At 74.7% G+C, this 23,939-nt stretch carries 26 protein-coding genes; 8 read left to right on the plus strand and 18 right to left on the minus strand.

Annotated elements, in window-relative coordinates; translation table 11 throughout:
• The first annotated feature begins 101 nt into the window (after positions 1-101).
• From RTG05_RS03995 to RTG05_RS04010, 4 genes are all read left to right on the plus strand, one after another.
• Complete coding sequence (locus RTG05_RS03995) at positions 102-683, plus strand: ATP-binding transcription factor AbmR (protein ID WP_315912306.1); 582 nt, start codon at positions 102-104, stop codon at positions 681-683.
• Positions 684-739: 56 nt separating this feature from the next.
• Positions 740-1,993, plus strand: coding sequence for a geranylgeranyl reductase family protein (locus RTG05_RS04000; protein WP_166527549.1), 1,254 nt, complete (start codon positions 740-742; stop codon positions 1,991-1,993).
• 91 nt (positions 1,994-2,084) lie between these two features.
• Complete coding sequence (locus tag RTG05_RS04005) at positions 2,085-2,420, plus strand: PadR family transcriptional regulator (RefSeq protein WP_166527550.1); 336 nt, start codon at positions 2,085-2,087, stop codon at positions 2,418-2,420.
• Entirely contained in the window at positions 2,417-3,364 is a 948-nt protein-coding gene (locus RTG05_RS04010) for an HAAS signaling domain-containing protein (protein WP_166527551.1), read from the plus strand. Before RTG05_RS04005 ends, RTG05_RS04010 begins: the two co-directional genes overlap by 4 nt.
• A 39-nt stretch (positions 3,365-3,403) precedes the next feature.
• Here RTG05_RS04010 and RTG05_RS04015 read toward each other — a convergent pair whose 3' ends face one another.
• Positions 3,404-4,216: a PAQR family membrane homeostasis protein TrhA gene (locus RTG05_RS04015; RefSeq protein WP_166527552.1), complete on the minus strand. Its 813-nt coding sequence runs from the start codon at positions 4,214-4,216 to the stop codon at positions 3,404-3,406.
• 142 nt (positions 4,217-4,358) lie between these two features.
• On the opposite strand from RTG05_RS04015, the gene RTG05_RS04020 reads away from it, so the two are divergent.
• From RTG05_RS04020 to RTG05_RS04035, 4 genes are all read left to right on the plus strand, one after another.
• Positions 4,359-5,138: an isoprenyl transferase gene (locus tag RTG05_RS04020; protein ID WP_166527553.1), complete on the plus strand. Its 780-nt coding sequence runs from the start codon at positions 4,359-4,361 to the stop codon at positions 5,136-5,138.
• 13 nt (positions 5,139-5,151) lie between these two features.
• Positions 5,152-6,366, plus strand: coding sequence for a DUF885 domain-containing protein (locus RTG05_RS04025; RefSeq protein ID WP_166527554.1), 1,215 nt, complete (start codon positions 5,152-5,154; stop codon positions 6,364-6,366).
• Between the two features lie 5 nt (positions 6,367-6,371).
• A complete protein-coding gene (locus tag RTG05_RS04030; RefSeq protein ID WP_166527555.1) occupies positions 6,372-6,545 on the plus strand; it encodes a hypothetical protein in 174 nt (57 codons plus the stop codon).
• Between the two features lie 245 nt (positions 6,546-6,790).
• Complete coding sequence (locus RTG05_RS04035; protein ID WP_166527556.1) at positions 6,791-8,086, plus strand: RNA 5'-3' helicase PhoH2; 1,296 nt, start codon at positions 6,791-6,793, stop codon at positions 8,084-8,086.
• Between the two features lie 108 nt (positions 8,087-8,194).
• Here the strand turns inward: RTG05_RS04035 and RTG05_RS04040 are convergent, their stop codons facing one another.
• From RTG05_RS04040 to RTG05_RS04120, 17 genes are all read right to left on the minus strand, one after another.
• The gene (locus tag RTG05_RS04040; RefSeq protein WP_166527557.1) at positions 8,195-9,130 is read right to left on the minus strand and encodes a type IV toxin-antitoxin system AbiEi family antitoxin domain-containing protein; all 936 of its coding nucleotides are present in this window, start codon (positions 9,128-9,130) and stop codon (positions 8,195-8,197) included.
• Between the two features lie 182 nt (positions 9,131-9,312).
• Positions 9,313-9,549 (minus strand): hypothetical protein, encoded by a 237-nt coding sequence (locus RTG05_RS04045; RefSeq protein WP_166527558.1) that lies wholly within the window; start codon positions 9,547-9,549, stop codon positions 9,313-9,315.
• The gene (locus RTG05_RS04050; protein WP_315912307.1) at positions 9,546-11,714 is read right to left on the minus strand and encodes a hypothetical protein; all 2,169 of its coding nucleotides are present in this window, start codon (positions 11,712-11,714) and stop codon (positions 9,546-9,548) included. The genes RTG05_RS04045 and RTG05_RS04050 overlap by 4 nt, the downstream gene beginning before the upstream one ends.
• A complete protein-coding gene (gene flhA, locus RTG05_RS04055; protein ID WP_166527561.1) occupies positions 11,701-13,743 on the minus strand; it encodes a flagellar biosynthesis protein FlhA in 2,043 nt (680 codons plus the stop codon). Before flhA ends, RTG05_RS04050 begins: the two co-directional genes overlap by 14 nt.
• Positions 13,744-13,923: 180 nt before the next feature.
• On the minus strand, positions 13,924-15,057 hold the full coding sequence (locus RTG05_RS04060; RefSeq protein WP_166527562.1) for an EscU/YscU/HrcU family type III secretion system export apparatus switch protein: 1,134 nt from the start codon (positions 15,055-15,057) through the stop codon (positions 13,924-13,926).
• A 101-nt stretch (positions 15,058-15,158) separates the two neighbouring features.
• On the minus strand, positions 15,159-15,923 hold the full coding sequence (fliR, locus tag RTG05_RS04065) for a flagellar biosynthetic protein FliR (RefSeq protein ID WP_166527563.1): 765 nt from the start codon (positions 15,921-15,923) through the stop codon (positions 15,159-15,161).
• Positions 15,924-15,928: 5 nt separating this feature from the next.
• A complete protein-coding gene (fliQ, locus tag RTG05_RS04070; RefSeq protein WP_089306318.1) occupies positions 15,929-16,204 on the minus strand; it encodes a flagellar biosynthesis protein FliQ in 276 nt (91 codons plus the stop codon).
• 157 nt (positions 16,205-16,361) lie between these two features.
• Positions 16,362-17,195, minus strand: a complete 834-nt coding sequence (gene fliP, locus RTG05_RS04075) for a flagellar type III secretion system pore protein FliP (RefSeq protein ID WP_166527564.1) — start codon at positions 17,193-17,195, stop codon at positions 16,362-16,364.
• On the minus strand, positions 17,195-17,578 hold the full coding sequence (locus RTG05_RS04080; protein WP_166527565.1) for a FliO/MopB family protein: 384 nt from the start codon (positions 17,576-17,578) through the stop codon (positions 17,195-17,197). Before RTG05_RS04080 ends, fliP begins: the two co-directional genes overlap by 1 nt.
• Positions 17,575-18,321 (minus strand): flagellar motor switch protein FliN, encoded by a 747-nt coding sequence (gene fliN, locus RTG05_RS04085; protein WP_166527566.1) that lies wholly within the window; start codon positions 18,319-18,321, stop codon positions 17,575-17,577. The genes RTG05_RS04080 and fliN overlap by 4 nt, the downstream gene beginning before the upstream one ends.
• Entirely contained in the window at positions 18,318-19,292 is a 975-nt protein-coding gene (locus tag RTG05_RS04090; RefSeq protein ID WP_315912308.1) for a flagellar motor switch protein FliM, read from the minus strand. The genes fliN and RTG05_RS04090 overlap by 4 nt, the downstream gene beginning before the upstream one ends.
• A 121-nt stretch (positions 19,293-19,413) precedes the next feature.
• The gene (fliL, locus tag RTG05_RS04095) at positions 19,414-19,887 is read right to left on the minus strand and encodes a flagellar basal body-associated FliL family protein (RefSeq protein ID WP_166527568.1); all 474 of its coding nucleotides are present in this window, start codon (positions 19,885-19,887) and stop codon (positions 19,414-19,416) included.
• Positions 19,880-20,788: an OmpA/MotB family protein gene (locus tag RTG05_RS04100; RefSeq protein WP_166527569.1), complete on the minus strand. Its 909-nt coding sequence runs from the start codon at positions 20,786-20,788 to the stop codon at positions 19,880-19,882. The genes fliL and RTG05_RS04100 overlap by 8 nt, the downstream gene beginning before the upstream one ends.
• Positions 20,789-20,819: 31 nt before the next feature.
• On the minus strand, positions 20,820-21,590 hold the full coding sequence (locus RTG05_RS04105) for a motility protein A (protein ID WP_166527570.1): 771 nt from the start codon (positions 21,588-21,590) through the stop codon (positions 20,820-20,822).
• A 4-nt stretch (positions 21,591-21,594) separates the two neighbouring features.
• Positions 21,595-21,876 carry a flagellar FlbD family protein gene (locus RTG05_RS04110; RefSeq protein ID WP_166527571.1) on the minus strand — a complete coding sequence of 94 codons (282 nt, stop codon included), beginning with the start codon at positions 21,874-21,876 and terminating at the stop codon, positions 21,595-21,597.
• A gap of 235 nt (positions 21,877-22,111) precedes the next feature.
• Positions 22,112-23,404, minus strand: a complete 1,293-nt coding sequence (locus tag RTG05_RS04115) for a flagellar hook protein FlgE (RefSeq protein ID WP_166527572.1) — start codon at positions 23,402-23,404, stop codon at positions 22,112-22,114.
• A 95-nt stretch (positions 23,405-23,499) separates the two neighbouring features.
• The gene (locus RTG05_RS04120; RefSeq protein WP_166527573.1) at positions 23,500-23,922 is read right to left on the minus strand and encodes a flagellar hook capping FlgD N-terminal domain-containing protein; all 423 of its coding nucleotides are present in this window, start codon (positions 23,920-23,922) and stop codon (positions 23,500-23,502) included.
• Positions 23,923-23,939 lie beyond the last annotated feature (17 nt).

Below are 23,939 nucleotides of genomic sequence, written 5' to 3' on the forward strand. Positions count from 1 at the left end.
CGCCGACGCATCGACGTACCGTGTAAGCGTGTAATCAACCCCTCAGGGAGGTCGTCGTGCACGCACACCACCATCGTTCCTCTGACACCACCTCCGGCGGCATGCGCGGCGGGTGGCGCGGCCCCGGCGGCCGGGGCCGTGGCCCCGGCGGTCGCGGTCGCGGCGGCGACGCGCCGCCACCGGTCGACCGCGCCGAGGTCGCCGGCTGGTTCGCCGGGCGGCTGCCCGACGGCTGGTTCACCGGACCGGCCGAGCTGACCGTCGACCGCGACGAGATCACCGTCGTCGGCACCCTGGCCGAGCCGGACGCCGGCGCGGGGGACGCCGCGGCGGCGCGGGCCGGCCGGATCGCGCGGTTCCGCGAGGAGACCCGCGAGCAGCGCATGGCCGTCGCCGACGCCGCACAGGCCCGCTACGGCCGCTCGGTCGCGTGGGGTGCGACCTGCGGCGACGTCCGGGAGGTGTTCACCAACCTCTCGGTGCCGGTCATGACCCGGCTGCGCCAGCCCGAGCGGCTGGTGCTGGACACGCTCGTGGACGCCGGGGTCGCCCGGTCGCGGTCCGAGGCGCTGGCCTGGGCCGTCCGGCTGGTCGCGCAGAACACCGACGCGTGGCTGGGGGAGCTGCGCGCGGCGATGGCCTCGGTCGAGGAGGTCCGGACGCGCGGCCCGGTGGTCGACTGAGTCCTGCCCGGCCGGGCGGTCCCCGCCGTCCGGCTGGGGACGGGGACACTGGGGTCGTGCCAGCCAGCGCCGCCGTCCCCGCCGCCACCGACGTCCTCGTGGTCGGTGCCGGCCCGGCGGGGTCGGCGGCCGCCGCGTGGGCGGCGCGGGCCGGGCACGACGTCGTCCTGGCCGACGCCGCCGTCTTCCCCCGGGACAAGGCCTGCGGCGACGGGCTGACCCCACGGGCGATCGCCGAGCTGGACCGCCTCGGGCTGGGCGGGTGGGCCCGCTCCCGGGCGCGCAACCGCGGCCTGCGCGCCGCCGGGTTCGGGCGCACCTGGGAGCTGCCCTGGCCCGGTGGGGCCTTCCCCGACCACGGCAGCGCGGTGCCGCGCACCGAGCTCGACGCCCGGATCCGCGAGGTGGCACTGACCGCCGGCGCCGTCCCGCTGGAGGGCGCCCGGGCCGTCGACGTCGAGCGCGACGGCGACCGGGTGACCGGCGTGGTGTTCGAGCTGGCCGACGAGGAGACCGTCACCGTCGGCTGCCGGAGGCTGGTCGTGGCCGACGGGGTGCGCTCCCCGCTGGGCCGGCTGCTCGGCCGGGAGTGGCACCGCGACACCGCCTACGGCGTCGCCGTCCGCGGCTACGCGCGCTCCGGGCGGGCGGACGACGAGTGGATCTCCTCGCACCTGGAGCTGCGCGGCACCGAGGGGGAGCTGCTCTCCGGCTACGGCTGGGTCTTCCCGCTGGGTGCGGCCTCCGGGCAGGTCAACGTCGGCGTCGGCACGCTGGCCACCGCCCGCCGTCCGGCCGGGGTGCAGCTCAAGGCGCTCATCGAGGTCTACGCCGACGCGCGCCGGGAGGACTGGCGGCTCGAGGGCCCGGTGCAGGCCCCGGCGTCGGCGCTGCTGCCGATGGGCGGGGCGGTCTCGGGGGTGGCCGGCCGCAACTGGGCGCTGGTCGGCGACGCGGCCGGCTGCGTCAACCCGCTCAACGGCGAGGGCATCGACTACGGGCTGGAGACCGGCCGCGAGCTGGTCGGGCTCCTCGGCGAGGACGACTGGACGGCCGCCTGGCCGGCGGTCCTGCGCCGGCACTACGGCGAGGCGTTCTCCATCGCCCGCCGGCTGGCCGGGCTGCTCACCGTGCCGCGCTTCCTGCCCGCGGCCGGCCCGGTCGGCATGCGCTCGCGCCCGCTGATGACCGTCGCGCTGCGGGTGATGGGCAACCTGGTCACCGACGAGGACCGCGACCTCGTCGCCCGTGCCTGGCGCGCCGCCGGCCGGGCGTCCGTGCGCGCCGACGACCGGCCACCGTTCGGCTGAGGACGGCCCCGACACGCAGGCCGACGCCGTTGTCCTGACTAGTACGCGGTGCGCGGTAGTGTGCACCGCACAGGTGAGGAACGGAGGCGCAGTGGACACGACACAACTGCTCAAGGGAGTGCTCGACCTGGCCGTGCTGGCCGTCCTGTCGGGCGAGGACGGCTACGGCTACGACGTCGTGCGCCGGTTGCGCGCCGGTGGCCTGGACGACGTCGGCGACGCGTCGGTCTACGGCACGCTGCGCCGGCTGTACGCCGCCGGTCACCTGACCTCCTACGTCGTCCCCTCCGCGGAGGGGCCGCACCGCAAGTACTACGGGCTCAACGCCTCCGGGCGGGCCCAGCTCGAGGTCTCGACCAAGACGTGGAAGGGGTTCGCCGCCACGCTGTCGGCGCTGCTCCCCGACGAACCGGAGGTGGCGGCATGAGCAGCCCGACGGACAGCGGCGTCCTGGCCGGGGCGCGGGCGCGTGCGGAGGCGCGGACCTACGCCCAGGCGGTCCGCGCGGAGCTGGCGGCGCTGTCGCCCGACCGCGTCGCCGAGCTGCTCGACGACCTCGAGGACCACCTCGCCGAGGTCGCGGCCGAGGACGGACGCTCACTCGAGGCGCGGCTGGGCTCGCCGGCCGACTACGCGCGCGAGCTGTGCGCGGCGGCCGGCCTGACGGTCGGCCCACCCGCACGCCCGGCCCGCGGGGCGGCGCTGGTGGACCGGCTGGGGCGGGCGCGCGCCTGGCCCGGGGTACACGAGGCGCTGCGCTTCCTGCCCGAGCTGCGGCCCGCGTGGTGGGTCGTGCGGGCGTGGGCGGCGGTGACCGTCGTCGACGTCGTCTTCGTCGGCGGGACCTCCTTCCCGCTGCCGACGCTGGGGCTGGGGCCGGTCGGCTGGGTGGTCACCGCCCTGGCGGTCGCCTGGTCGGTGCGGCTGGGGCTGCGGTCGCGCGCCGCCGGCCGCGAGCCGGACCGGCGGGTACTCCTGCTGAACGCCGGACTCGGTCTGCTCACGGCCGTCGCGGTCGTGGCCGTGGCCGACGGCCCCGAGGTCGCCTCGGCCGAGCCGGTGTACGTCGAGCAGTTCGGGACGGGCGGGCTGACCCACGGGGACGGCACCCCGATCACCGACATCCGCCCGTACTCCTCGGACGGCGAGCCGCTGTCCGGCGTGCTGCTCTACGACCAGGACGGCCGGCCCGTCGACGACCTGTCGACCCACGACGCCGAGGGGGCCGAGGTCCCGCCGGCGCCCGGTCCCCCGAGGCCGGCCAACGCCTACCCGCAGCGGCAGGTCGTCGCCCCGGCCACCACGCCGGTGCCGACGCCGGCGGCTCCGACGCCGGGTCCGTCCGAGCCGCCCGCGCCCGGCACGCCGTGAGCCGTCGTGCGCAGGCACGCCTCTGGACGGGGTCCTGTCTCAGACGAAGGGGGAGTTGTACATCGCGAAGTAGACGGCGATGTAGTGGCAGATGGCGGCCACGACGGTCATCGCGTGGAAGACCTCGTGGTAGCCGAAGGTGCCCGGCCACGGGTTGGGTCGCTTGACCGCGTAGGCCACCCCGCCGAGGGTGTAGAGCGCCCCGCCGACGGCCAGCAGCACCAGCGAGGTCACCCCGGCGATCTGCAGGATGTCGGCGAGCAGGAAGACGGCGACCCAGCCCAGCCCGATGTAGAGCGGCACGCCGACCCAGCGCGGTGCCGTCGGCCAGGTCAGCTTGAGCGTCACGCCGGCCAGCGCGCCGGCCCACACGCCGAGCAGCACCCAGTACCCGGTGGGCTGGTCGACGGCCAGCAGGGCGAACGGCGTGTAGGTGCCGGCGATGAACAGGAAGATCATGGAGTGGTCGAGCCGCTTCATCGTCTTCCAGCCGCGCGGTGACCACCGGCGCCGGTGGTACAGCGCGCTGACGCCGAACAGACCGCAGATCGTCACGCAGTAGACGGCGACCGACCAGCCGGCGCGGGCGCCGAGCACCGACCCCAGCGGTACGAGCACCGCGCCGGCGACGATGGCGCCGAAGAAGGAGAACAGGTGCAGCCAGCCGCGCATCCGCGGCCGGGTGTCGGGGTGCTCCCAGTCGCCGTCGGCGAAGTCCGCGGCGACCCAGGCCCGCTCGACCTGCTCGCCCTCCTCCAGGACGGCGGCCACGGCCGGCCCGGACGGTGCGTCGATCTGGGCGCCGTCGGCCTCGACGCGGACGGCCTCTCCCTCTGCCGGGGGGACGCTCATACCCCGCGAGGTTACGCAGCGCCGGGGGGTGCAGCGACGGGAGCGGGTTGACCTGCGGCGTCCCGGCCGGCCCCCGACATGGGCCCGCCGCGAGCTCGCGGGCGGCGGGGGGCAGGGGGTCCTTCAACTAGGGTCACCCCCCGTGGGCGTGCGGCGCTGGGTGCGTGAGGTCCTCACCCAGCTGTACGAGCGCCGGCTGGCCCGGGCGCTGGACGGCGCGGACACCCCGCGGCACGTCGGGGTGATCGTCGACGGCAACCGGCGCTGGGCGCGGGCCATCGGCCTGGAGGACCCCAACGCCGGCCACCGGCGCGGCGCGGACAAGATCGCGGACTTCCTCGGCTGGTGTGACGAGGCCGGCGTCGGGGTGGTCACCCTGTTCCTGCTCTCCACCGACAACCTGTCCCGCCCCGAGCCGGAGCTGGTGCCGCTGCTGCGCATCATCGAGGGCGTCGCGGAGGACCTCGCCGCCGCGGACCGGCGCTGGCAGCTGCGGCCGGTGGGCGCCCTGGAGCTGCTGCCGGCGGAGACGGTCGCCGTCCTCAAGGAGGCCGAGGAGACCACCCGGGGCCGGCCGGGGGCGCAGGTCAACCTGGCCGTCGGCTACGGCGGGCGGCGGGAGATCGCCGACGCCGTCCGCTCGCTGCTCGCCGAGCACGCCGCGCGGGGGACGACGCTGGACGAGCTGGTCGGCGTCCTGGAGATCGAGCACATCGCCGAGCACCTCTACACCCGCGGGCAGCCCGACCCGGACCTGGTCATCCGCACCAGCGGGGAGCAGCGGATGTCGGGGTTCCTGCTCTGGCAGACCGCGCACTCGGAGTTCCACTTCACCGACGTCTACTGGCCCGACTTCCGCCGCGTGGACTTCCTGCGGGCCCTGCGCGCCTACGCCGCCCGCCACCGCCGGTTCGGGGGCTGAGAAACTGCCGGTCATGGCGCGCTCACCCGACGTCCCCCTGGAGTACGTGCGGCTCGGGCTGCGCTTCGACCGGCTGGAGCCGGGCTTCGTCGACGCCTACACCGGCGACCGGCGCATCCGGGCCGCGGTCGCCGACGAGCCGGCGCCCACCCCGCAGGGGCTGCGCGACCGCGCCCGGGCACTGCTGGGCGAACTGGCCGCCGCCGACCTGCCGGCCGACCGCTCCGACTTCATCCGCGGCCAGGTGACCGCGCTGGAGTGCACCGCCCGGAGGATGGCCGGCGAGCCGGTGCCCTTCCTCGAGGAGGTGCGCAGCTACTTCCAGGTCGACCTCACCCTGGGCGACCCGGCCGCCTACGCCGCCGCGCACGCCGAACTCGACGCGTTGCTGCCGGGCAGCGGCCCGCTGGCCGAGCGGTACGCCGCCCACCGGCGCCGCGAGGAGTGCCCGCCGCAGCGGCTGGCCGAGGCCGTGCAGGCGCTGTCCAGCGCGCTGCGCGACCGGGTGCGCACCGAGTACGGGCTGCCGGAGGTGGAGACGGTCCGCTACGAGGTGGTCACCGACCAGCCGTGGTCGGGGTTCAACTACTACGAGGGCGACTACCGCTCCCGCGTCGCGATCAACGCCGACCTGCCGCACCGGCTGGGTCAGCTGCCGCACCTGGTCGCCCACGAGTCCTACCCCGGGCACCACACCGAGCACTGCCGCAAGGAGCTCGGCCTGGTGGAGCGCGGCTCGCGGCTGGAGCACACCGTCTTCCTGGTCAACACCCCCGAGTGCCTGATGGCCGAGGGGCTGGCCGACCTCGGCGTGCAGGCCGCGATCGGCGACGGCTGGGGCCCGTGGGCGGCCGAGGTGCTCGGCGACCTCGGGCTGCACCTGGACGGGCACCTCGCCGAGCGCATCGCCGCGGCCGCCGCGCCGCTGAACCGGGTGCGCCAGGACGCCGCCGTCCTGCTGCACGACCGGGGTGCCCCGGACGACGAGGTGGCCGCGTTCATCCAGCGCTGGTCGCTGGTCAGCCCGGACCGGGCCCGCCAGCAGCTGCGCTTCCTCACCCACCCGCTGTGGCGGGCCTACACCACCACCTACGTGGAGGGTCACGCGCTGCTGGCCCGGTGGCTGGACGCGCGCCCAGCGGGTCAGGCGGTCGCCGACCGGTTCGTCCGGCTGCTCGACGAGCCCCTCACCCCGGCGACGGTCGCCGGCGAGCTGCCGGCCGCCTGAGCGGCATGGCGCGCCGCGATCCGGAGGAGGCCCGGGACCTGGGCCTGTGGACGGCGGGCTGGCTCGCCGTGCTGCTGGTCGGCGGCCTGTGGTGGCTGGGCGACCTGAGGCTGCAGTGGCCGGTCCTGCTGGTGCCGGTGGTGTGGGTGCTGGTCGCCGTGCGGCCCCGCCGCCGCTGAGGAGCGCCGCTGGGACCGCTGGTGCCGCTGGTGCCCCTAAGGGGGGACACGCTGCCTCGCAGACACGCTCCCGTCACCTCCCGCGCCTACCGTCCGAGGTGGACGCCGGGCTCACCCCGACGTCCACGGGAGGCCCGGACGGTGTCAGACGAACTCGTCGACCAGGGGGGCCGGCGCCCGGCCTCCGGCCGGGGCCCGGCCACCTTCGAGCCGGGGCGCGTCCTGCGCCCCACGGGAGTCGACTCGTGAGTACTCGCCGCACGTTCGTCCTCGACACCTCCGTCCTGCTCTCCGACCCCGGCGCGCTGCTGCGCATGGGTGCCCACGACGTGGTCCTCCCGCTGGTCGTGATCGGGGAGCTCGAGGACAAGCGGAACCACCCCGAGCTCGGCTGGTTCGCCCGGCAGGCGCTGCGGATGCTCGACGACCTGCGGGTGGCGCACGGCCGGCTCGACGCGCCGGTGCCCGTGGGCGAGGACGGCGGCACGCTGCACGTGGAGCTCAACCACAGCGACCCGTCGGTGCTGCCGGCCGGCTTCCGCAACGACAGCAACGACAGCCGGATCATGGTGGTCGCGCTCAACCTGCGCGCCGAGGGCGCCGACGTCTCCCTCATCACCAAGGACGTGCCCATGCGCGTCAAGGCCGCGGCCGTCGGCCTGGACACCGACGACTACCGGGCCCTGGACGCCGTCGACGCCGGCTGGACCGGGATGGCCGAGGTCGACCTCGACGACGCCGAGCTGTCCGCCCTCTACGAGACGGGGGAGGCCTACGCGCCGGCCGCCGCCGAGCTGCCCGCGCACACCGGCCTGGTGCTGCACTCCTCGCGGGGGTCCGCGCTGGGGCGGGTGACGCCGGACAAGCAGGTGCGGCTGGTGCGCGGGGACCGGGAGGCCTTCGGGCTGCACGGCCGGTCGGCGGAGCAGCGGATCGCGCTGGACCTGCTGCTGGACCCCGAGGTCGGCATCGTGTCGCTCGGCGGGCGGGCCGGCACCGGCAAGTCCGCGCTGGCGCTGTGCGCGGGGCTGGAGTCGGTGATGGAGCGGCGGGCGCACGCGAAGGTCGTCGTCTTCCGGCCGCTCTACGCCGTCGGCGGCCAGGAGCTCGGGTACCTGCCGGGCACCGAGGGCGAGAAGATGTCGCCCTGGGCGCAGGCGGTCTACGACACCCTCGGCGCGCTGGTGTCCAAGGACGTGCTCGAGGAGATCGCCGGGCGCGACCTCATCGAGGTGCTGCCGCTGACCCACATCCGCGGTCGGTCGCTGCACGACTCGTTCGTCATCGTCGACGAGGCGCAGTCGCTGGAGCGCGGGGTGCTGCTGACCGTGCTGTCGCGGCTGGGCTCGGGCTCGCGGGTGGTGCTCACCCACGACGTCGCCCAGCGGGACAACCTGCGGGTCGGCCGGCACGACGGCATCGCGGCGGTGGTCGAGCAGCTCAAGGGCCACCCGCTGTTCGCGCACGTGACGCTGACCCGCTCGGAGCGCTCACCGATCGCCGCGCTGGTCACCGAGATGCTGGAGGACCTCCCGCGCTGAGCCCGGGTGCCCGGGCGGCCGGTCCCGGCGCCCGGCCCCACTCCCGCGCGGTTCCCCCCACCTCCTCGCCGGTGCAACGGCGCGGGAGTGCGGGGAACCGCGCGGGAGTCAGCGGCGGCCCCGGGCGAAGGCGCGCAGCAGGCGGTCGGCGACCGCCCGCGGACGGTCCAGGTCACTCCAGGTCCAGCGCGCCACCTGCCAGCGGTGGTCGCGCAGCTCGTCCTCCCGCCGCTTCTCCCTGAAGACGACATCGCCGGCCCCCTCGCCCGGCCTCAGCAGCCGGCCGTACTTCACCCGCCCGTCGAACTCACCGAGCGTGCGGTGCTCCTCCCACCCGAAGTCGCACCGCGCGATGACGCTCCGGTCGGCACGGAGGACCCGCACCTGCAGGTCGGGGGCGGCCAGGCCGATGCGGTGGATCAGCACCCGGCTGCGGCTCTCGCCCACGCTCTCGCTGAGCGGGTCGGCGAAGGCGACGACGCGTGCGGCGGCCCGGACCCCGGGGACGCGCTCCATCAGGGTCAGGCATTGCTCCAGCTCGTCCCGGCTGGTGCCACCGGTGCGGAGTGCGCGGTCGGCCACCACGACGGCGGACTCGAAGGGCACCGACCGGGCGACGTCGACGACGGTACGGGTGACGTCGGTGACGAGGACGCCGTCCACCGTGGTGAGCCGGTCGTCCGCCACCTGGCCCACGTGCAGTCGCAACCGGGTGCTGCCGGTACCGCTCGCCGGAGGACGGCGGAGCACGTGGACCCGGTCGAGCGGCGCGCCCCACACCGGGAGGTCGTGCAGCACGGCAGCGGACAGGGAGCAGACGACCGCCGGGGCGCGCAGGTCCGCGGCCGTGGCGAGCACCGCCAGGCGGTGTCGGGCGGCGCCGTCCGTGGGCAGCTGCGCCGGCGAGTGCGCGTACGTCCCCCGCTGGAGGCGGCAGAGCTCGCCCCGACGCACCATCCGGGCGAGTTCCGCGTCGTCGTGGCCGGCGGCCAGCGCGTCGGCGCGGCGGAGGAGGAAGGGCTGGTCCGGCTCCGGAGCGGTCACCGGCCGATCGTGGTCTCGCACAGGGAGCCGCAGGAGTCCGCGACCGGATCTGTGGACGACGCCCACTCCCGCGCTGTCGTCCGCGCGATGGCGCCGGTGCACCAGCGTGGGAGCGGCAGCAACCGCGCGGCAGTGCGTCCAGCGGCGGTCAGGCGGCCCCCACGCGCGGCGGCCCGGGCGCGTCAGGGGGCGGGCGGCGTGGCGTCCTCGTCGGCGTGGGCCGGGCGGGTGCGGCGAGCCGGCGGCGGCGGGGTGGCGGCCCAGCGCAGCAGCGCCACCGCGCCCCAGCCGGCCGCCAGGCACCAGGGCAGCCGGCTGACGACGTCCTCGGTGGACAGGTCGCCGCGCAGCCCGAGCGCGAGCACCGGCAGCGCCAGGAGCAGCGACACCGCCAGCACGTCCCACCGCAGCGGGTTCATGCCCCGGCTCCCTCCAGCCGCTCGCACAGCAGCGAGGCCCAGCGGTGCGCCGTGGCCCGCGCGCCGTCCAGGAGGGCCACGGGGGTGGCGGTACGGCCGAGGACGGCGGCCGGGTCGGCGGTCAGGTCGGTGTCCTGCACCATCAGCGCGTCCACGCGGGGCAGCGCGTCCAGCCACGGGCCGACGTCCTCCGGCTTGCGGGTGGCCTCGACGACCGCCCACACCCCGACCGGCGCGAAGACCGCGACCATCTGCTCCAACCACGCCCCGCCGCCGGCGCGCAGGGGGACGTCGACGGCCACGATGGTCAGCGCGCTGGACCGGTCGGCGTCCTGGCGGCGCTCCAGGGCGGTGTCGATGCCGGTGATCCGGTTGCCGCGCGGCGCCAGCGCGGCCAGGTCGCCGCGGGAGGCCCACTGCAGCTGCTCGCCGTCCAGCCGCAGCGAGGCGGCCAGCGCGCGGGCGGCGGCGAGGGTCTCCACGCCGGGCCCGACCACCAGCAGCACCTCGCCGGCGCCGCTGGGCACCGCCGGTGCGGTCGGCAGGCCGGCCGCCAGCGCGCTGGTCAGCGCGGCGTAGGCGCCCCGGCGGGTGACCTCGGCGGCGAACTCCGCGCCCAGCAGCCGCTCGGGCACGCCGAGCCCGAGCAGCCGGTCGATGAGCGCCTCCTCGGCGGCGCCGGGCAGGGGCCCGCCGCCCCCGCCGGACGTCGACCGCCCGCGGACCGACGGCACCACCATCGGGGCCGAGCGGCGTGAGGCGGCGGCGCGCTTGTCGACCGGCAGGCGGGTCACGGTGGCCAGCCGCGGCTGCGCGCCCGGCGACGCCAGGCGGGCCACCGACTGCCCCGGGGCCCGGCCGATGGCCGGCGGCACCGGCGGGCGGCCCAGCAGCGGCGGCACGGCCAGCGCGGTGCCCGGAGCCGGCGGCGGCAGCAGGGACAGCGGCGGCAGGACCGTGGTGGCGTCGGCGGGCAGCGGGGCCGGGTCGCTGGCGGTCGGCGCCAGGACGTCGGCTGCCACCTCCCACTCGTCGGCCTCGGCGGTCGCGTCGACCCACACGGGGATCTCGGCGGTGTCCGCGTCGTCCCACCCGTCGGCGGTGTCCGCGGCCGGTGTGGAGCCGGCGAGCACGCCGCGCAGCAGCTGGGTGAGCGCCGCGTCGGACGTGTCGTGGGCCAGCGCCGCCCGCAGCACCTCGGCGATCGCCTCCTCCCGGGAGGTGATCGGCCCGGTGGTGAAGTCCGGCTCGTGCACCCACTCGGGCACCGGGACCGGCGGCGTCGGCGGAGCCGGCGGCGCGACGGCGGCCGGACGGGGAGCCGGCACCGGGGGGGCGACGACGGTGACGGCCGGCGCGGCCACGGTCGGGGGCGACACGGGAGCGGCGGCGGGGGCCGGCGCGGGGACGGGTGCGGGGACGGGTGCGGGGGCCCAGAGGATGTCCAGCCCGGCGTCCCCGGCCTCGGACCCGGCGGCCACCGCGGCCGCGGGGACGGGTGCAGGGGCCGGCTGCTCGACCACCGGCGGCGGGGCCGGGGCGGGCGCCGGGACGGCGGCGACCGGCGCCGCGGGCACGACCGGCTCCGGGACGACCGTCGCCACCGGGGCGGGCGCGGGGGCGACGGCGGCGATCGCCTCGTCCACCGCCTCGCGCACGTCGACGTCCCGGGCGACCATCTCGGCCAGCGCGGCGGTGAACGGCGACGGGGGCAGGGCCGCCTCCGGGACCGGTGCGGGTGCCGGCGCCGGGTCGGCCACGGCGGGGCGCGCGGCAGGCGCCGGCTGCGCTGCGGGGCGGGCGGCCCGGCCGGCGGCCGGCCGGGACGAGCGCGCGGCGGAGGACCGCGAGTACACGCCGGCGGCGGGCCGGGCGGTGCCGCCGCCGAGCAGGTCGGCGACCTCGTCGACCGGGTCGGGCAGCACCGGGTCGCGGCGCAGCGCGGCCTCGATGCGGGCCATCGACTCCGCCCGGGACGCCGGGCGGCGCTCGACCGGGGCCGGCGGGGGCTCCTCCACCTCGGCGACGAAGCGCTCGGTGGTGAAGAAGCCCATGACCCCGCCGCTGCGCACCCGGCGGATGCCGATGATGCGGACGGCGGACCCGTACTGCTCCCGCGCGGCGGCGATGGCGGCCTCGCGAGAGGCGGCCTCAACGGACGGCAAAGGCACCGTTCACCACTCCCAGTGACTCGATCTGGGCCGTCCGGGAGACCTCCGTGTAGGAGATCACCGGCAGGCGGGGGAGGATCTGACGCATCAGGCGGGACAGTGCGGCCCGGACCTGCGGGGAGCACACCAGCACCGGGGCCAGGCCGAGGCGCTCGGCGTCGGTCAGCAGGCCGGTGCAGCCGTTGACCAGCGCGTCGACCGTGCCGGCGTCCAGGGCGAGGACCTGACCGCCCTCGCTGTGCCGCACGGCCTCGAGCAGCCGCTGCTCGAACGCCGGGTCGAGGGTCAGCACGTGCAGCTGCTCGTCGGGGGTGACGTAGGGGTGGCTGATCGCCGCCCCGAGCGCGGAGCGGGCGGCCTCGACCAGCCCGTCGACGTCCGTGGAGGTCTTCGCCCGCACCGACAGCGCCTCGAAGATGCGCACCAGGTCGCGGATGGACACGTTCTCGGCGAGCAGCCCGTGCAGCACCCGCTGCACCTCGCCCAGGGTGAGCAGCGCCGGGGTGAGCTCGTCGACGACGACCGGGTGGGTGCGCTTGACCATCTCGACCAGCAGCCGCACGTCCTCCCGGCCGAGCAGGTCCGCGGCGTTCTGCCGGACGACCTCGGCCAGGTGCGTGGTGATGACCGAGGAGCGGTCGACGACGGTGGCGCCGGCCATCTCCGCCTGCCGCTGCAGCTCGGCCGGCACCCACTTGGCGGGCAGCCCGAACACCGGCTCGCGGGTGGCCCGGCCGGGCAGCCCGTCCAGCGCGTCGCCGATCGCCAGCACCGTGCCGGGCGGCGAGGTGCCCTTGGCCGCCGGGACGCCGTTGAGCCAGATGACGTACTGCGAGGACGGCAGGTCCAGGTTGTCGCGGGTGCGCACCAGCGGGATGACCAGGCCGGTCTCCATCGCGACCTTCCGGCGCAGCGCCTTGACCCGGTCCAGCAGGTCACCGCCGCGGGCGGTGTCGACCAGGTCGACCAGGTCGTAGGCCACCTCGAGCTCCAGCGGGTCGACCCGCATCTTCTCCGCGATCGCCTCGGGGGAGTCCGGCCGGGGCTCGTCGTCCGCGGCGGCCTGCGGGTCGGTGTCCTCCTCGTCGTCCGTCGTCTCCTGCATGCGTGAGGCGGCGAGCAGGAAGGCCGCCCCGATGAGCAGGAACGGCAGCTTGGGCAGCCCGGGGATCAGGCACAGCGCGAGCGACGCGCCGCCGGTGATCCGCACCGGGGACTTGAACCGGCCGAGCTGGGCCAGCAGGTCGGTGCCCATGTCCCCGTCGGAGGCCGAGCGGGTGACGATGATGCCGGTCGCGGTGGACAGCAGCAGCGCGGGGATCTGGGAGACCAGGCCGTCGCCGACGGTCAGCAGCGAGTAGGTGGAGACCGCGTCACCGGGCGCCATGCCCAGCTGCATGACGCCGATCGCCATGCCACCGATGAGGTTGATCAGTGTGATGATGATGGCCGCGATGGCGTCGCCCTTGACGAACTTCGACGCGCCGTCCATCGAGCCGTAGAAGTCGGCCTCGGCGGTGACCTCGGTGCGCCGCCGGCGGGCCTGCTTCTCGTTGATCAGCCCGGCGTTGAGGTCGGCGTCGATGGCCATCTGCTTGCCGGGCATCGCGTCGAGGGTGAAGCGGGCGCCGACCTCGGCCACGCGGCCGGCACCGTTGGTGATGACGACGAACTGGATGATCGTCAGGATCACGAAGATCACCAGGCCGACGATCAGCGAGCCGCCGATGACGAAGTGCCCGAACGCCTCGATGACCTTGCCGGCGTAGCCGTCGGTGAGCACCAGCCGGGTCGAGGAGACGTTGAGCGCCAGCCGGAACAGCGTCGCGATGAGGATCAGCGACGGGAAGACGGCGAAGTCCAGCGGCCGCCGGATCTGCATGGCGACCAGCAGGATCAGCAGCGAGGCGGTGATGTTCAGGCCCAGCAGCAGGTCCAGGACCGCGGCGGGCAGCGGGACGACGAGCATCAGGACGATGGCCACCACGCCGATCGGGACGGCGGCCTTCGAGATCCCTCGCACGGGGGTCTCATCGGCAGCACGCCTCGCGCTGGACACCGCCGTCCGCCCCGGCCGTCCCGCCTACCCCAGACGCAACGTCGGCCCTCCTGCAGTAGAAGGACCCCCTTGCCCCCCGCCACTCGCGAGCTCGCGGCGGGACCCTGCAAGGGGGCCGAGGCGCGGGGGCAGGAGGGTCCTTCTTCAGCGACGGGCGCCGGCGCGGGGCAGGTCCTCGACGTCCGGCGCGGCGAAGCCGGGGCGGTGGACGCCGCCGCGCACGCCCCGCGCCGACAGCTGCATGACGAAGGCCAGCACTCGGGCCACCGCGGTGAACAGCTGGGCCGGCACCTCCTGGCCGATGTCGCAGGAGGCGTGCAGGGCGCGGGCCAGCGGGACGTCGTGGACCAAGGGCACCCGTGCCTCGGCGGCGCGCTCGCGCAGCTTGGCGGCGACCTCGTCGGCGCCCTTGGCCACGACCCGGGGCGCGCCGCGGTCGGGCTGGTAGCGCAGCGCGACGGCGACGTGGGTGGGGTTGACCAGCAGCACGTCGGCGGTGGCGACCTCGGCCATCATCCGGTTGCGCGACATCGCCATCTGGGTGGCCCGCCGCTGGGCCTTGACGTGCGGGTCGCCCTCGGAGTTCTTGTGCTCCTGCTCGATCTCGTACCGGCTCATCTTGAGCTTCTGCATGATCTGGCGGCGGACGATGACGTAGTCGGCGATCGCGATCGTCAGGCCGGTGACCGCGACGACGCGGAACATCAGCACGGCGGACTCGGTGAAGGTCGTGGTGACCGCCGAGAGCGGCAGCGCGCCGGCCGAGGAGACCAGCTCCTGCGCCCGGTCGCTGGTGACCACGACGACGGTGGCCAGCGCCGCGGTCTTGATGATCGCCTTGGCGGCCTCCCACAGTCCGTGGCCGCCGAACATCCGCTTGATCCCCGGGAACGGGTTGAGCTTCTGCAACGTCGGCTTCAGCGGCTTGCCGCTGACGGAGACCCCGCCCTGTGCGGCGGATGCGACGACGCCCACGACCATCAGCGCCACCGCCATCGGCAGCACCACGGTGACGAAGGCGGCCAGTGCCTGCCCGAGCAGCCCGGTCACGGTCTCGACCTCGGGCTCCTCGACCACCACCTCGACCGCCACGAACATCCGGCCGACCTCGTCGTAGGCGTTCCTGACCAGCATCGGCAGCAGGTAGCTGGCCGCCGCCGCGCCGGCCCAGGTGCCGAGCTCCTGAGTCCGCGGGATCTGCCCTTCCTTGCGCGCCTTCTTCAGGCGCTGGGGAGTCGGGGCCTCGGTCTTCTCCCCACCCGGCCCGTCCTTGGCCACGGCTCACCCCCTCCCGGGACCGGCGAGATCGGCGATCTCGCACGCTCGGGAGGCCGCAGCCGGGCGAGACCGCCGATCTCGCCGGGTGGGCGGCACCCGCATCACCCGCTCCGCAGGGAGACCATGGCCCGGACGGCGTGCTCGAGCAGCGCGTCCAGCGCGGGGGGCAGCAGCGGGAAGGTCAGGCCCAGCAGGGTCAGCGTGAGCATGATCTTCACCGGGAAGCCGAAGGCGAAGATGTTGAGCGCGGGCGCGGCGCGGGACAGCAGCGCGAGCGCGACGTCGGCGAGCAGCAGCACCGCGACCATCGGCCCGGCGATCTGCAGCGCCGCCAGGAACATCAGCGACAGCGCGGTGATCAGCACCGGGGCCAGCTGCTCGGTGGGCACCGACCCCCCGACCGGCATCCCCTCGTAGGAGGTGGCGAACCCCCGCACGACCAGCAGGTGCCCGCCGCTGGTGAACAGCAGCGTGGTGGCCAGCATGTGGTGCAGCCGGCCGACCGAGGAGGCGGTCGTCATCGACAGCGGGTCGTAGGCCGGCTGCAGCGAGAAGCCGCCGGTGAGGTCGATGAGGTCACCGGCGTACTGGACGGCGGCGAACAGCACGTGCACGACGAAGCCCAGCGCCGCGCCGATGACCACCTCGGTGAGGGCGCCGACGACGAGGAACCCGGTGGTCGGGGCCGGCATGTCCGCGGCGATGCGGGTCATCAGCGCGACCGACAGGGCCAGCGCCAGCGCGCCCTTCACCGGGGCGGGGATGCTCTTGGAGGTGAACGGCGGGGCCAGCAGGATGAACCCGGTGGCGCGGGCGGTGCCGAGCAGCAGGGCCGCCAGGGTGCCCGCCGGGACCTCGAGGTCCACGGCCGCTACGTCCGGTCGAGCAGCCGGGGCAGCGAGTCGAACAGGGACTGGGTGAAGCTCACCAGCTCGGCGAGCACCCAGTTGCCCGTGACCAGCAGCGCGATCGCGACCGCGATCATCTTCGGCACGAACGACAGCGTCGGTTCCTGGATCTGCGTCGCCGCCTGGAACAGCGAGATGAGGAACCCGACCAGCAGCGCGGTCAGCAGCACGGGCGCGGCGACCTTGGCCCCGACCAGCATCGTCGCCACGGCGATCTCGGTGACGTCGGCGTCACTCATGACTCGACTCCGTGCTCGTTCCGCTCCTCGGTCGACCGCACGGGTCGCCTCCGCGGTCGCTCCGCTCCTCGCTCGCTGGCGCTCGCTGCGATGCTCACGACCCGTCGGCTCCCTGGCGCCCACAGCGGTGCTCGCTCGCGCGTCGTCCTCGTGGCGCTCACCCGTAGCTCCCCACCAGCGCCGTGGTGATCAGCGCCCAGCCGTCGACCACCACGAACAGCAGCAGCTTGAACGGCAGGGAGACGATCACCGGCGGCACCATCATCATGCCCATCGACATGAGCGCGGCGCTGACCAGCATGTCCAGCACCAGGAACGGGATGAACACGACCAGCCCGATGATGAAGGCACTCTTGAGCTCCGAGAGCACGAACGCGGGCACCAGCGTCGTCATGCTCACCGCGGCGGCGTCGGCCGGGGCCTCCTCGCCGGACAGCCCGACCATCAGCGCCAGCTCGTCCTCGCGGGTGTTGTCCAGCAGGAACGCCCGCAGCGGGACGACGCCGACGTCGTAGGACTGCGACACGGTCATGGCGCCGGCGAGGTAGGGCTGCACGGCGGTGTCGTTGATCTCGGTGAGCACCGGGCCCATGACGAACAGGGTCAGGAACAGCGCGATGCCGGTGAGCACGGTGTTCGGCGGGGACATCTGCATGCCCAGCGCGTTCCGGGTCAGCGACAGCACCACGATGATCTTGGTGAAGGACGTGGCGAGCAGCAGCACCGCCGGGGCGACCGACAGCACCGTGATGGCCAGGATCAGCGTGATCGAGGTGCTCGGGCTGCCGCCGCCGATGGAGATGTCCACGCCGCCCTCGACGCCGGGAACCACCGGCGCGACCGGGGCCGTCGGGGCGACCGGCGCCTCGACGGCGGACGCCGGCCCCGCCAGCAGCGCGAGCAGGACGCCGAGCAGCGCCGCGAGCAGCAGGACCAGCCCCACGCGCCGCGCGACCGGGACGCCCCGGACCGGGGCGGGGGAGGCGGTCATCAGCGGCGAACCGTCCGGTCCCGCAGCTGCGAGACGAAGGTCGTCCAGCCGTCGCGGTCGAACACCGAACCGGCCAGCGCGCCGGGCGCCCCGGCCATCGCCGGCTGCGCGGCCCGCTGCTCGGCGACGGCCTCGGCGACCGCGTCGCCGTCCACCTCGGCCAGCAGGGTGACCTGCTCCTCGGTGGAGCCGACGACCAGCACGCGCCCGGCGATCCGGACGACGCTGACGCTGCTGGCCCGGCCCATGCGCTGCCGGGCGACGACCTCGATCAGCCCGTTGCCCTGGCCGAGGCCGCGCTTGCGCGCCACCCCTGCCGCGAACCACAGCACGCCGGCGATCAGGGCCAAGGAGAGCACCAGCCGGATGACCATCCACGTCATGCCCGGGAGCCGATCTCGGAGGCGGCGGCGTCGGTGATGATCTCGCTGATCCGCAGGCCGAAGTCCTCGTCGACGACGACCACCTCGCCGCGGGCGATCAGCGTGCCGTTGACCAGCAGGTCGGCCGGTGCGCTGGCGGCGCGGTCGAGCTCGACGACCTCGCCGGGGTGCAGGGAGAGCAGCTCGCCGACGGTCATCCGGGTGCGGCCGATCTCGACGGTGACCTCCATGGCCACGTGCCGCAGCAGGTCCAGGCTGCCGCGCTGGGTGCGCGGCTGGGGCAGGGTCACCTGCAGGGCGAGGACCGCCTCGACGGTGCCGCCGGCGGCCATCAGCGGGACGGCGACGAACATGCCCTTGTCCCGCAGACCGTCCAGCGCGGCGTCGGGCTCCTCGGTGCGCTCGGCGTCCACCCGCACCCGGCCCAGGGTGGCCGCGGCGGCCTCCAGGGCCGGGCGCAGCGCGGTGGCGACGTCCATCGGGCCCACGGGGGAGTTGGCGAGGGCGTCGACGACCTCGGCGGACACCACCAGCACGACGTCCCCGCTCACCTCCCCGGACAACCGCGCGGCCACCGCGGTGGTGGCCGTCGCCGGGACGAGGACGGCGTCGGGGTCGCTGACCGGCGCGCCGGGGACGAGCTCGGCCGTCGCCGGCACCAGCGCGGCCGCGGCGCGGGCCGCCGACGCCACGACGGCGATCACGGTCTCGGAGGCCTGGGAGTGGTCCACGGAGGAGGTCATGCGGAGTCCTTCTGGGCCGGGGGGACGGAGCTGTGGGCAGCGCGCTGGCCGGCGGCCGGCGTGGGGACGATGGCCGCGGCGAGCCGGCGGCGGTGGTTGCTGGCGATGGCGTGGGCGAAGGTCACGTCGTTGGTGGTGACCTCGAGCGGGGCGTCCTGCGGGTGGCGCAGCAGCAGCACGTCGCCGATCGCGAGGGAGAGCAGGTCCTCGGAGGACACCTCGAGCGCGCTGAACCGCACGCCGACGTCCACGGGCACCTGGGTGAGCCGCTCGGTCAGCGCCTCCAGGGCGCGCCGCCGCTTGGCCTGCGCGGACTCCGACAGCTGCGGGGAGGCGGCGTTGTTCAGCGGGGTCTGGAAGGAGGAGAACGGCAGCACCAGCGTGGCCACCCCGCTGCGGGCGCCGATGCCCATGGTGAAGGAGGCCACCATCACCGTGTCCGACCCGGCCGCGGCCTGGGCCAGCTGCGGGTTGTACTCGACCTCGCTGAGCTCGGGCTGCAGCTCGAGGATGTGCGCGAAGGAGGCGGTGAACTCCTGCAGCAGCCGGCCGATCAGGTGCCGGGTGATCGACGTCTCCATGATCGTCATCGGCCGCGCGGGCTGCTCCGCGGCGCCGGAGCCGCCGAGCATGTGGTCGACGGCGGCCATCGCGACGTCCAGCGGGTAGGCCAGCACGCCCTTGCCGGCCAGCGGCTCGATGGTGAAGGTGACGATGAAGCACGGGTCGGGCAGCGTCGCGACGTAGTCGTCGTAGGACTGCTGCTCGATGCCCAGCAGCTCCAGGCGCGCACCGGCCCGCAGCATCGAGGTGAGCACCGTCGTGGCCTGCCGGGAGAACGCCTCCTGGGCGATCTGCAGCACCCGCACGTGCTCGCGGGAGAGCTTGGTGGGGCGGCGGAAGTCGTAGGTCCGGGGCTCGCCGCGGCGGCTGCGCCCGGTGGGGGCGGGTCCGGTGTCGGGGCGGGTCACGCCTGGGTTCATCGGCGGGGGACGCGACCGCCCTGACCAGCGGCGGGGGGCGCTGCCGGTCAGGGCGGGCGGGTGTGACGGGTGGTGCCGGCGGGGCTCACCTCGGGGTGCGCCCCGGTGGTCACTGGGTGACGTACTCCGTGAGGTAGATGCCCTTCACGAACGGGACGCCGTCCTCCGTGTAGGCCTCGACGATCTTCTGCTCGAGGGCCTCCTTGAGCGCGTCCCGGGCACCCACCACGTCGGCCGGCTGGGCCTGGGAGTAGGTGGAGATGACCAGGTCGAGGGCCTTGGCGCCGTCGACCCCGCCGCCGCCGTGCCCGTCCCCGGCGGCCGCGACGGTGTAGTCCAGGGTGATGCCGATCTTGAGGTAGCCGCCGCCGGCGAGGTTCACCGCGATCGGCTCCAGCGCCGCGTACCCGGCGTGCTCGGGCTCGGCGGCGGCCTCGGCCTCCCCGCTGCCGGCGAAGAGGAAGAAGTACGCCGCGCCGGCGACCGCGAGCAGCGCCACGACGCCGATCAGCAGCAGCTTCTTCTTGCCGCCGCCGGTCGCCTCGCCGTCCGCGGGGGTCTCGTCCTTCTTCTTGTCAGCCATCGGTGCCTTCCTGGGTCAGCCCGGCGTCCAGGCCGGGGAGCAGTTCGTTGGCCTCCGCGGAGGCGGTGGACTGGACGACGACGTCGACGCGGCGGTTCACGCCGATCGCCGTCGGGTCCGACGGGGGGACCAGCGGGGCGGTGTCGGCGTAGCCGTTGGCGACCATCCGGGGCCCCGGGATGCCGGTGGCCGCCAGGTACCGGACGACGGTCGTCGCGCGGTAGGCCGACAGCTCCCAGTTCGACGGCCACACCCCGCCGGGGGTGACCGGCAGGTGGTTGGCGTGCCCCTCGACGCCCAGGGAGTTGGGCAGCCCGGCCAGCGTGGGCGCCACGGCGTCGAGGATGGCCCGGCCCTCCGGGCGCAGCACGGCCTGCTCGGCGTCGAAGAGCACCTGGTCGGCGACGATGTGCACCACCAGCCCGCGCTCGTCGATCTCGTAGCGGGCCGCGCCGGCGTACCCGGCGGCGGTCAGGGCGGCGTCGATCCGGTCCCGGATCGCGGCGAGGTCCTCGTACTGGGCCTGCGCCTCGGCGGCGACCTGCCGGGCCTCGGCGAGCGCGGCGGCCGCGGCGGCGGCGTCCACCTCCGCCTGGGCGACGGTCTCCTCCGGCGCGATGGCCGAGGCGATGTCGATGGCCCCGGGCAGCCCGTCGAGCACCGAGCCCTCCGGGGTGGGCCCGGGCTGCACGGTGATGGGCCCGCCGAGGCTCGCGGACAGGCCCTTGGCCAGGGCGGCGAACTTCGTCTGGTCCACCTGGCTCATCGCGTAGAGCACCACGAAGGTCACCAGCAGCAGGGTCACCATGTCGGCGTAGGAGACCAGCCACCGCTCGTGGTTCTCGTGCTCCTCCTCCTCGTGCTTCTTGCCGCGCCGACTCCCGCCGTGCCCGGCGCTCACCGGGCCGCTCGGCGGGTGCGGCGGGGGGCGGTCACGCCGCCTCCCGGGCCAGTTCGCTGGGCGGGATGAGGGAGTTGAGCTTGAGCCGGACGGCGCGCGGGCTGGTGCCGGCCTGGATCTCCGCGATGCCCTCGACGAGCAGCTCCATCTGGGCGGCCTTGAGCTCGCTGACCCGCAGGATCTTGGCGCCCATGGGCAGGAACCAGAAGTTCGCGGCCATGACGCCCCACAGGGTGGCGACGAACGCCGCGGCGATCATCGGGCCCAGCGCCTCGGGGTTGCTGAGGTTGGCCATCACGTTCATCAGGCCGACGATGCAGCCGACGATGCCGATGGTCGGTGCGTAGCCGCCCATCGCGGTCATGAACTTGGCGGCGACCTTGTCCTCGGTCTTGCGGGCGGCGATCTCGCTCTCCAGGACGGTGCGCAGCTCCTCGGGGTCGGTGCCGTCGATGCCCATCTGCAGGCCGCGCTTGAGGAACGGGTCCTCGATCTGCTTGACCTGCGCCTCCAGCGCCAGCAGGCCCTCCTTGCGGGCCTTCTCCGCGAGGCTGACCAGGGTCTGGATCTGCTCGGTGGCCGGCGGCACCCTGGCCGGCATCAGGGCAGCCTTGAACCAGCCGGGCATCTTCTTGAGGTCGTCCATCGTCTGGTGCGCCATCGCCGCACCGAAGGTGGCGACGAGGACGAGGATGATCGCCGGCAGGAAGAGCAGCGACATCGGGTCGGACCCCTCCATGATCATGAAGACCAGGAGGGCGACCATGGAGACGACGAACCCGATCAGGGTGGCGGGGTCCACGGGGTCAGCGCTCCTCGCGAGCCGGGAAGGGCACGACGGAGGCGCTCGCGTCCTCCTCGGCACGGGACGGCGAGCGGTACGTTCCGCGGTCCATCTCGTAGGCGGTGGCGAGGATGCTGGCGCGGTACTCGCGGATCTCCACGAGCACGTCGTCCACGCTCTCCGAGACGATGTACCGGGTGCCGTCGACGAGGAACACGACGGTGTCGGGGTGCCCCTCCACGCGCTCCACCAGGTCGGGGTTGAGCGCGAACCGCTCACCGTTCAGGCGCGTCACACGGATCACGGCGGTCCTTCCGCTCGTTCGGGGAGGGGTGGCAGCACCCGCGCACGGGGCCGCCGGTCTCCGGTTGTCATCGGCCCCGCGCGGGCGCGCCTTGAGCCGAACGGGCCGCCTCACCCCTCCGGGTGAGCGGCGGTGACCTGCACCGACACCGGGTGCCGAGACGACGAGATCGCCGATCTCGCACGCTTCCACGGGCGGGAACGTGCGAGATCGGCGATCTCGACGGGAGCGACGGCTACCGCTTGAGGTTGACCAGGTCCTGGAGCACCTCGTCGGAGCTGGTGATGACGCGGCTGTTGGCCTGGAAGCCGCGCTGGGCCACGATCAGCCCGGTGAACTCCTCGGCGAGGTCGACGTTGGACATCTCCAGCGCGCCGGCCACCAGGGAGCCGCGTCCGCCGGTACCGGCCTCGCCGATGTTCGGGACGCCGGAGTTGTTGGCGGCGCGGAAGGTGCTGCCGCCGGCCTTCTCCAGCCCACCGGGGTTGGCGAAGGAGGCCATGGCCAGCCGGCCCAGCGTCTGCCGCTCCCCGTTGGAGAAGGAGCCGGTGATCGTCCCGTCGTTGCCCAGGGCGAAGGACTCCAGCGTCCCGGCGGCGTAGCCGTCCTGCTCCGGTGCCGTCACCGTGCCCGGGCTGCCGTACTGGGTCATGGTGCTGATGTCGATCGCCACGGCCCGGCCGTCGATGGTCAGCGCCAGCTCGTCGATGCTCGTGGCCGTGAGCCTGCCGGTGGCCGCGTCGAAGGTGATGTCCTGACCCGTCGCGCCGTTCACCGGGGTCCGGGGCTGGTTGGTGGGACTGACCGGCGCAGTGGGGTCGAACGCCGGGTTCGGGATGGCGGCGACGACGTTCCAGGCCCCGTCCCCGACGGCCCCGGTCTTGGTGAAGGTGAACGTGACCGGCACCTCGTTGCCGAGGTCGTCGAAGACGGTGAGCGGGGTCTCGATCGTCGTCGCAGGAGCCGGGGGAGTGGTGGTGGCCGGGGTGGCGTCCGCCGGGAGGTTGCCGGCGACCACACCGGTCGTGGTGGCTCGCGGTGCGATCGTCTGACCGGCGGGGACGGAGAGCGCACCGATGGGGCCGTTCGTGTTCACCACCCCGGTGGCGTCGGCCGCCCAGCCCTGCAGCTTGGCCCCGCTGGGGGTGACCAGGTTGCCGGCGGCGTCGAAGTTGAAGGAGCCGGCGCGGGTGTAGAGCTGCTGGGCGCCGGTCTGCACGACGAAGAAGCCGTCGCCCTCGATCATGAAGTCCGTCGAGCGACCGGTGTTCTGGGTCGAGCCCTGGCCGAAGTTGGTGGTGATGCCGGCGACCTTGACGCCCAGCCCGACCTGGGCGGGGTTGGTGCCGCCGACCTCCGCGCGAGGGGCCGAGCCGTTGCGCACGGCCTGCGACAGGGTGTCCTCGAACACGGTCTGCGAGGCCTTGAAGCCCACCGTGTTGACGTTGGCGATGTTGTTGCCGGTCACGTCGAGCTTCGTCTGGTGGGCGCGCAGCCCGGAGATCGCGGAGTTCATGGAACGCAGCACGGGGTGCTCCTGAGGGTGGGGGGAGGGGATGGAGTGGCCCCCTCGCAGGGCCCCGCCGTGAGCGTGCGAACGGTGGGGGGCGAGGGGGTCCTTCTTCAGCTGGTGCCGGGCACGGAGATCTCGGTGAGCCGGCCGAGGGGGACGTCCACGCCGCCCACGACGGCGCTCGGCTCGTCGCCGCTGATCTTCACCGAGCCGACCGTGCCGGTGACGGTCCCGCCGGACTCGTCGGTGTAGCTGACGGTCTGCCCGACGAGGGCGCCGGCGCCCAGCGAGCGCTGCAGGGTCGCCATGGCGGAGTTCTGCGCGGCGATCTGCTCCAGCTTCTCCACCTGGGTGAACGTCGCGGTCTGCGACATGAACTCGGTGGTGCTGGTCGGGCTGTTCGGGTCCTGGTAGCGCATCTGGGCGACCAGCAGCTGCAGGAACACGTCCTTGCCCATCTGGTCGGTGCGGGTGACGGTGCTGGTGGCGGGCGGGGTGGTGGCGCCCACCACCCCGGCGACGGCATCGGGCATCGGTCGTTGCTCCTCTC

Source organism: Geodermatophilus sp. DSM 44513, from assembly GCF_032460525.1.
Taxonomy (GTDB): Bacteria; Actinomycetota; Actinomycetes; order Mycobacteriales; family Geodermatophilaceae; genus Geodermatophilus.

Excerpts from the sequence above, each read along its gene's own strand:
- fliP (WP_166527564.1), bottom strand. The coding sequence starts at position 17,195 with ATGACCGCCTCCCCCGCCCCGGTCCGGGGCGTCCCGGTCGCGCGGCGC.
- fliL (WP_166527568.1), bottom strand. The coding sequence starts at position 19,887 with ATGGCTGACAAGAAGAAGGACGAGACCCCCGCGGACGGCGAGGCGACC.
- RTG05_RS04015 (WP_166527552.1), bottom strand. The coding sequence starts at position 4,216 with ATGAGCGTCCCCCCGGCAGAGGGAGAGGCCGTCCGCGTCGAGGCCGAC.
- RTG05_RS03995 (WP_315912306.1), top strand. The coding sequence starts at position 102 with ATGCGCGGCGGGTGGCGCGGCCCCGGCGGCCGGGGCCGTGGCCCCGGC.
- RTG05_RS04045 (WP_166527558.1), bottom strand. The coding sequence starts at position 9,549 with ATGAACCCGCTGCGGTGGGACGTGCTGGCGGTGTCGCTGCTCCTGGCG.
- RTG05_RS04120 (WP_166527573.1), bottom strand. The coding sequence starts at position 23,922 with ATGCCCGATGCCGTCGCCGGGGTGGTGGGCGCCACCACCCCGCCCGCC.
- RTG05_RS04010 (WP_166527551.1), top strand. The coding sequence starts at position 2,417 with ATGAGCAGCCCGACGGACAGCGGCGTCCTGGCCGGGGCGCGGGCGCGT.
- RTG05_RS04025 (WP_166527554.1), top strand. The coding sequence starts at position 5,152 with ATGGCGCGCTCACCCGACGTCCCCCTGGAGTACGTGCGGCTCGGGCTG.
- RTG05_RS04080 (WP_166527565.1), bottom strand. The coding sequence starts at position 17,578 with ATGACGTGGATGGTCATCCGGCTGGTGCTCTCCTTGGCCCTGATCGCC.
- fliN (WP_166527566.1), bottom strand. The coding sequence starts at position 18,321 with ATGACCTCCTCCGTGGACCACTCCCAGGCCTCCGAGACCGTGATCGCC.
- RTG05_RS04030 (WP_166527555.1), top strand. The coding sequence starts at position 6,372 with ATGGCGCGCCGCGATCCGGAGGAGGCCCGGGACCTGGGCCTGTGGACG.
- fliQ (WP_089306318.1), bottom strand. The coding sequence starts at position 16,204 with ATGAGTGACGCCGACGTCACCGAGATCGCCGTGGCGACGATGCTGGTC.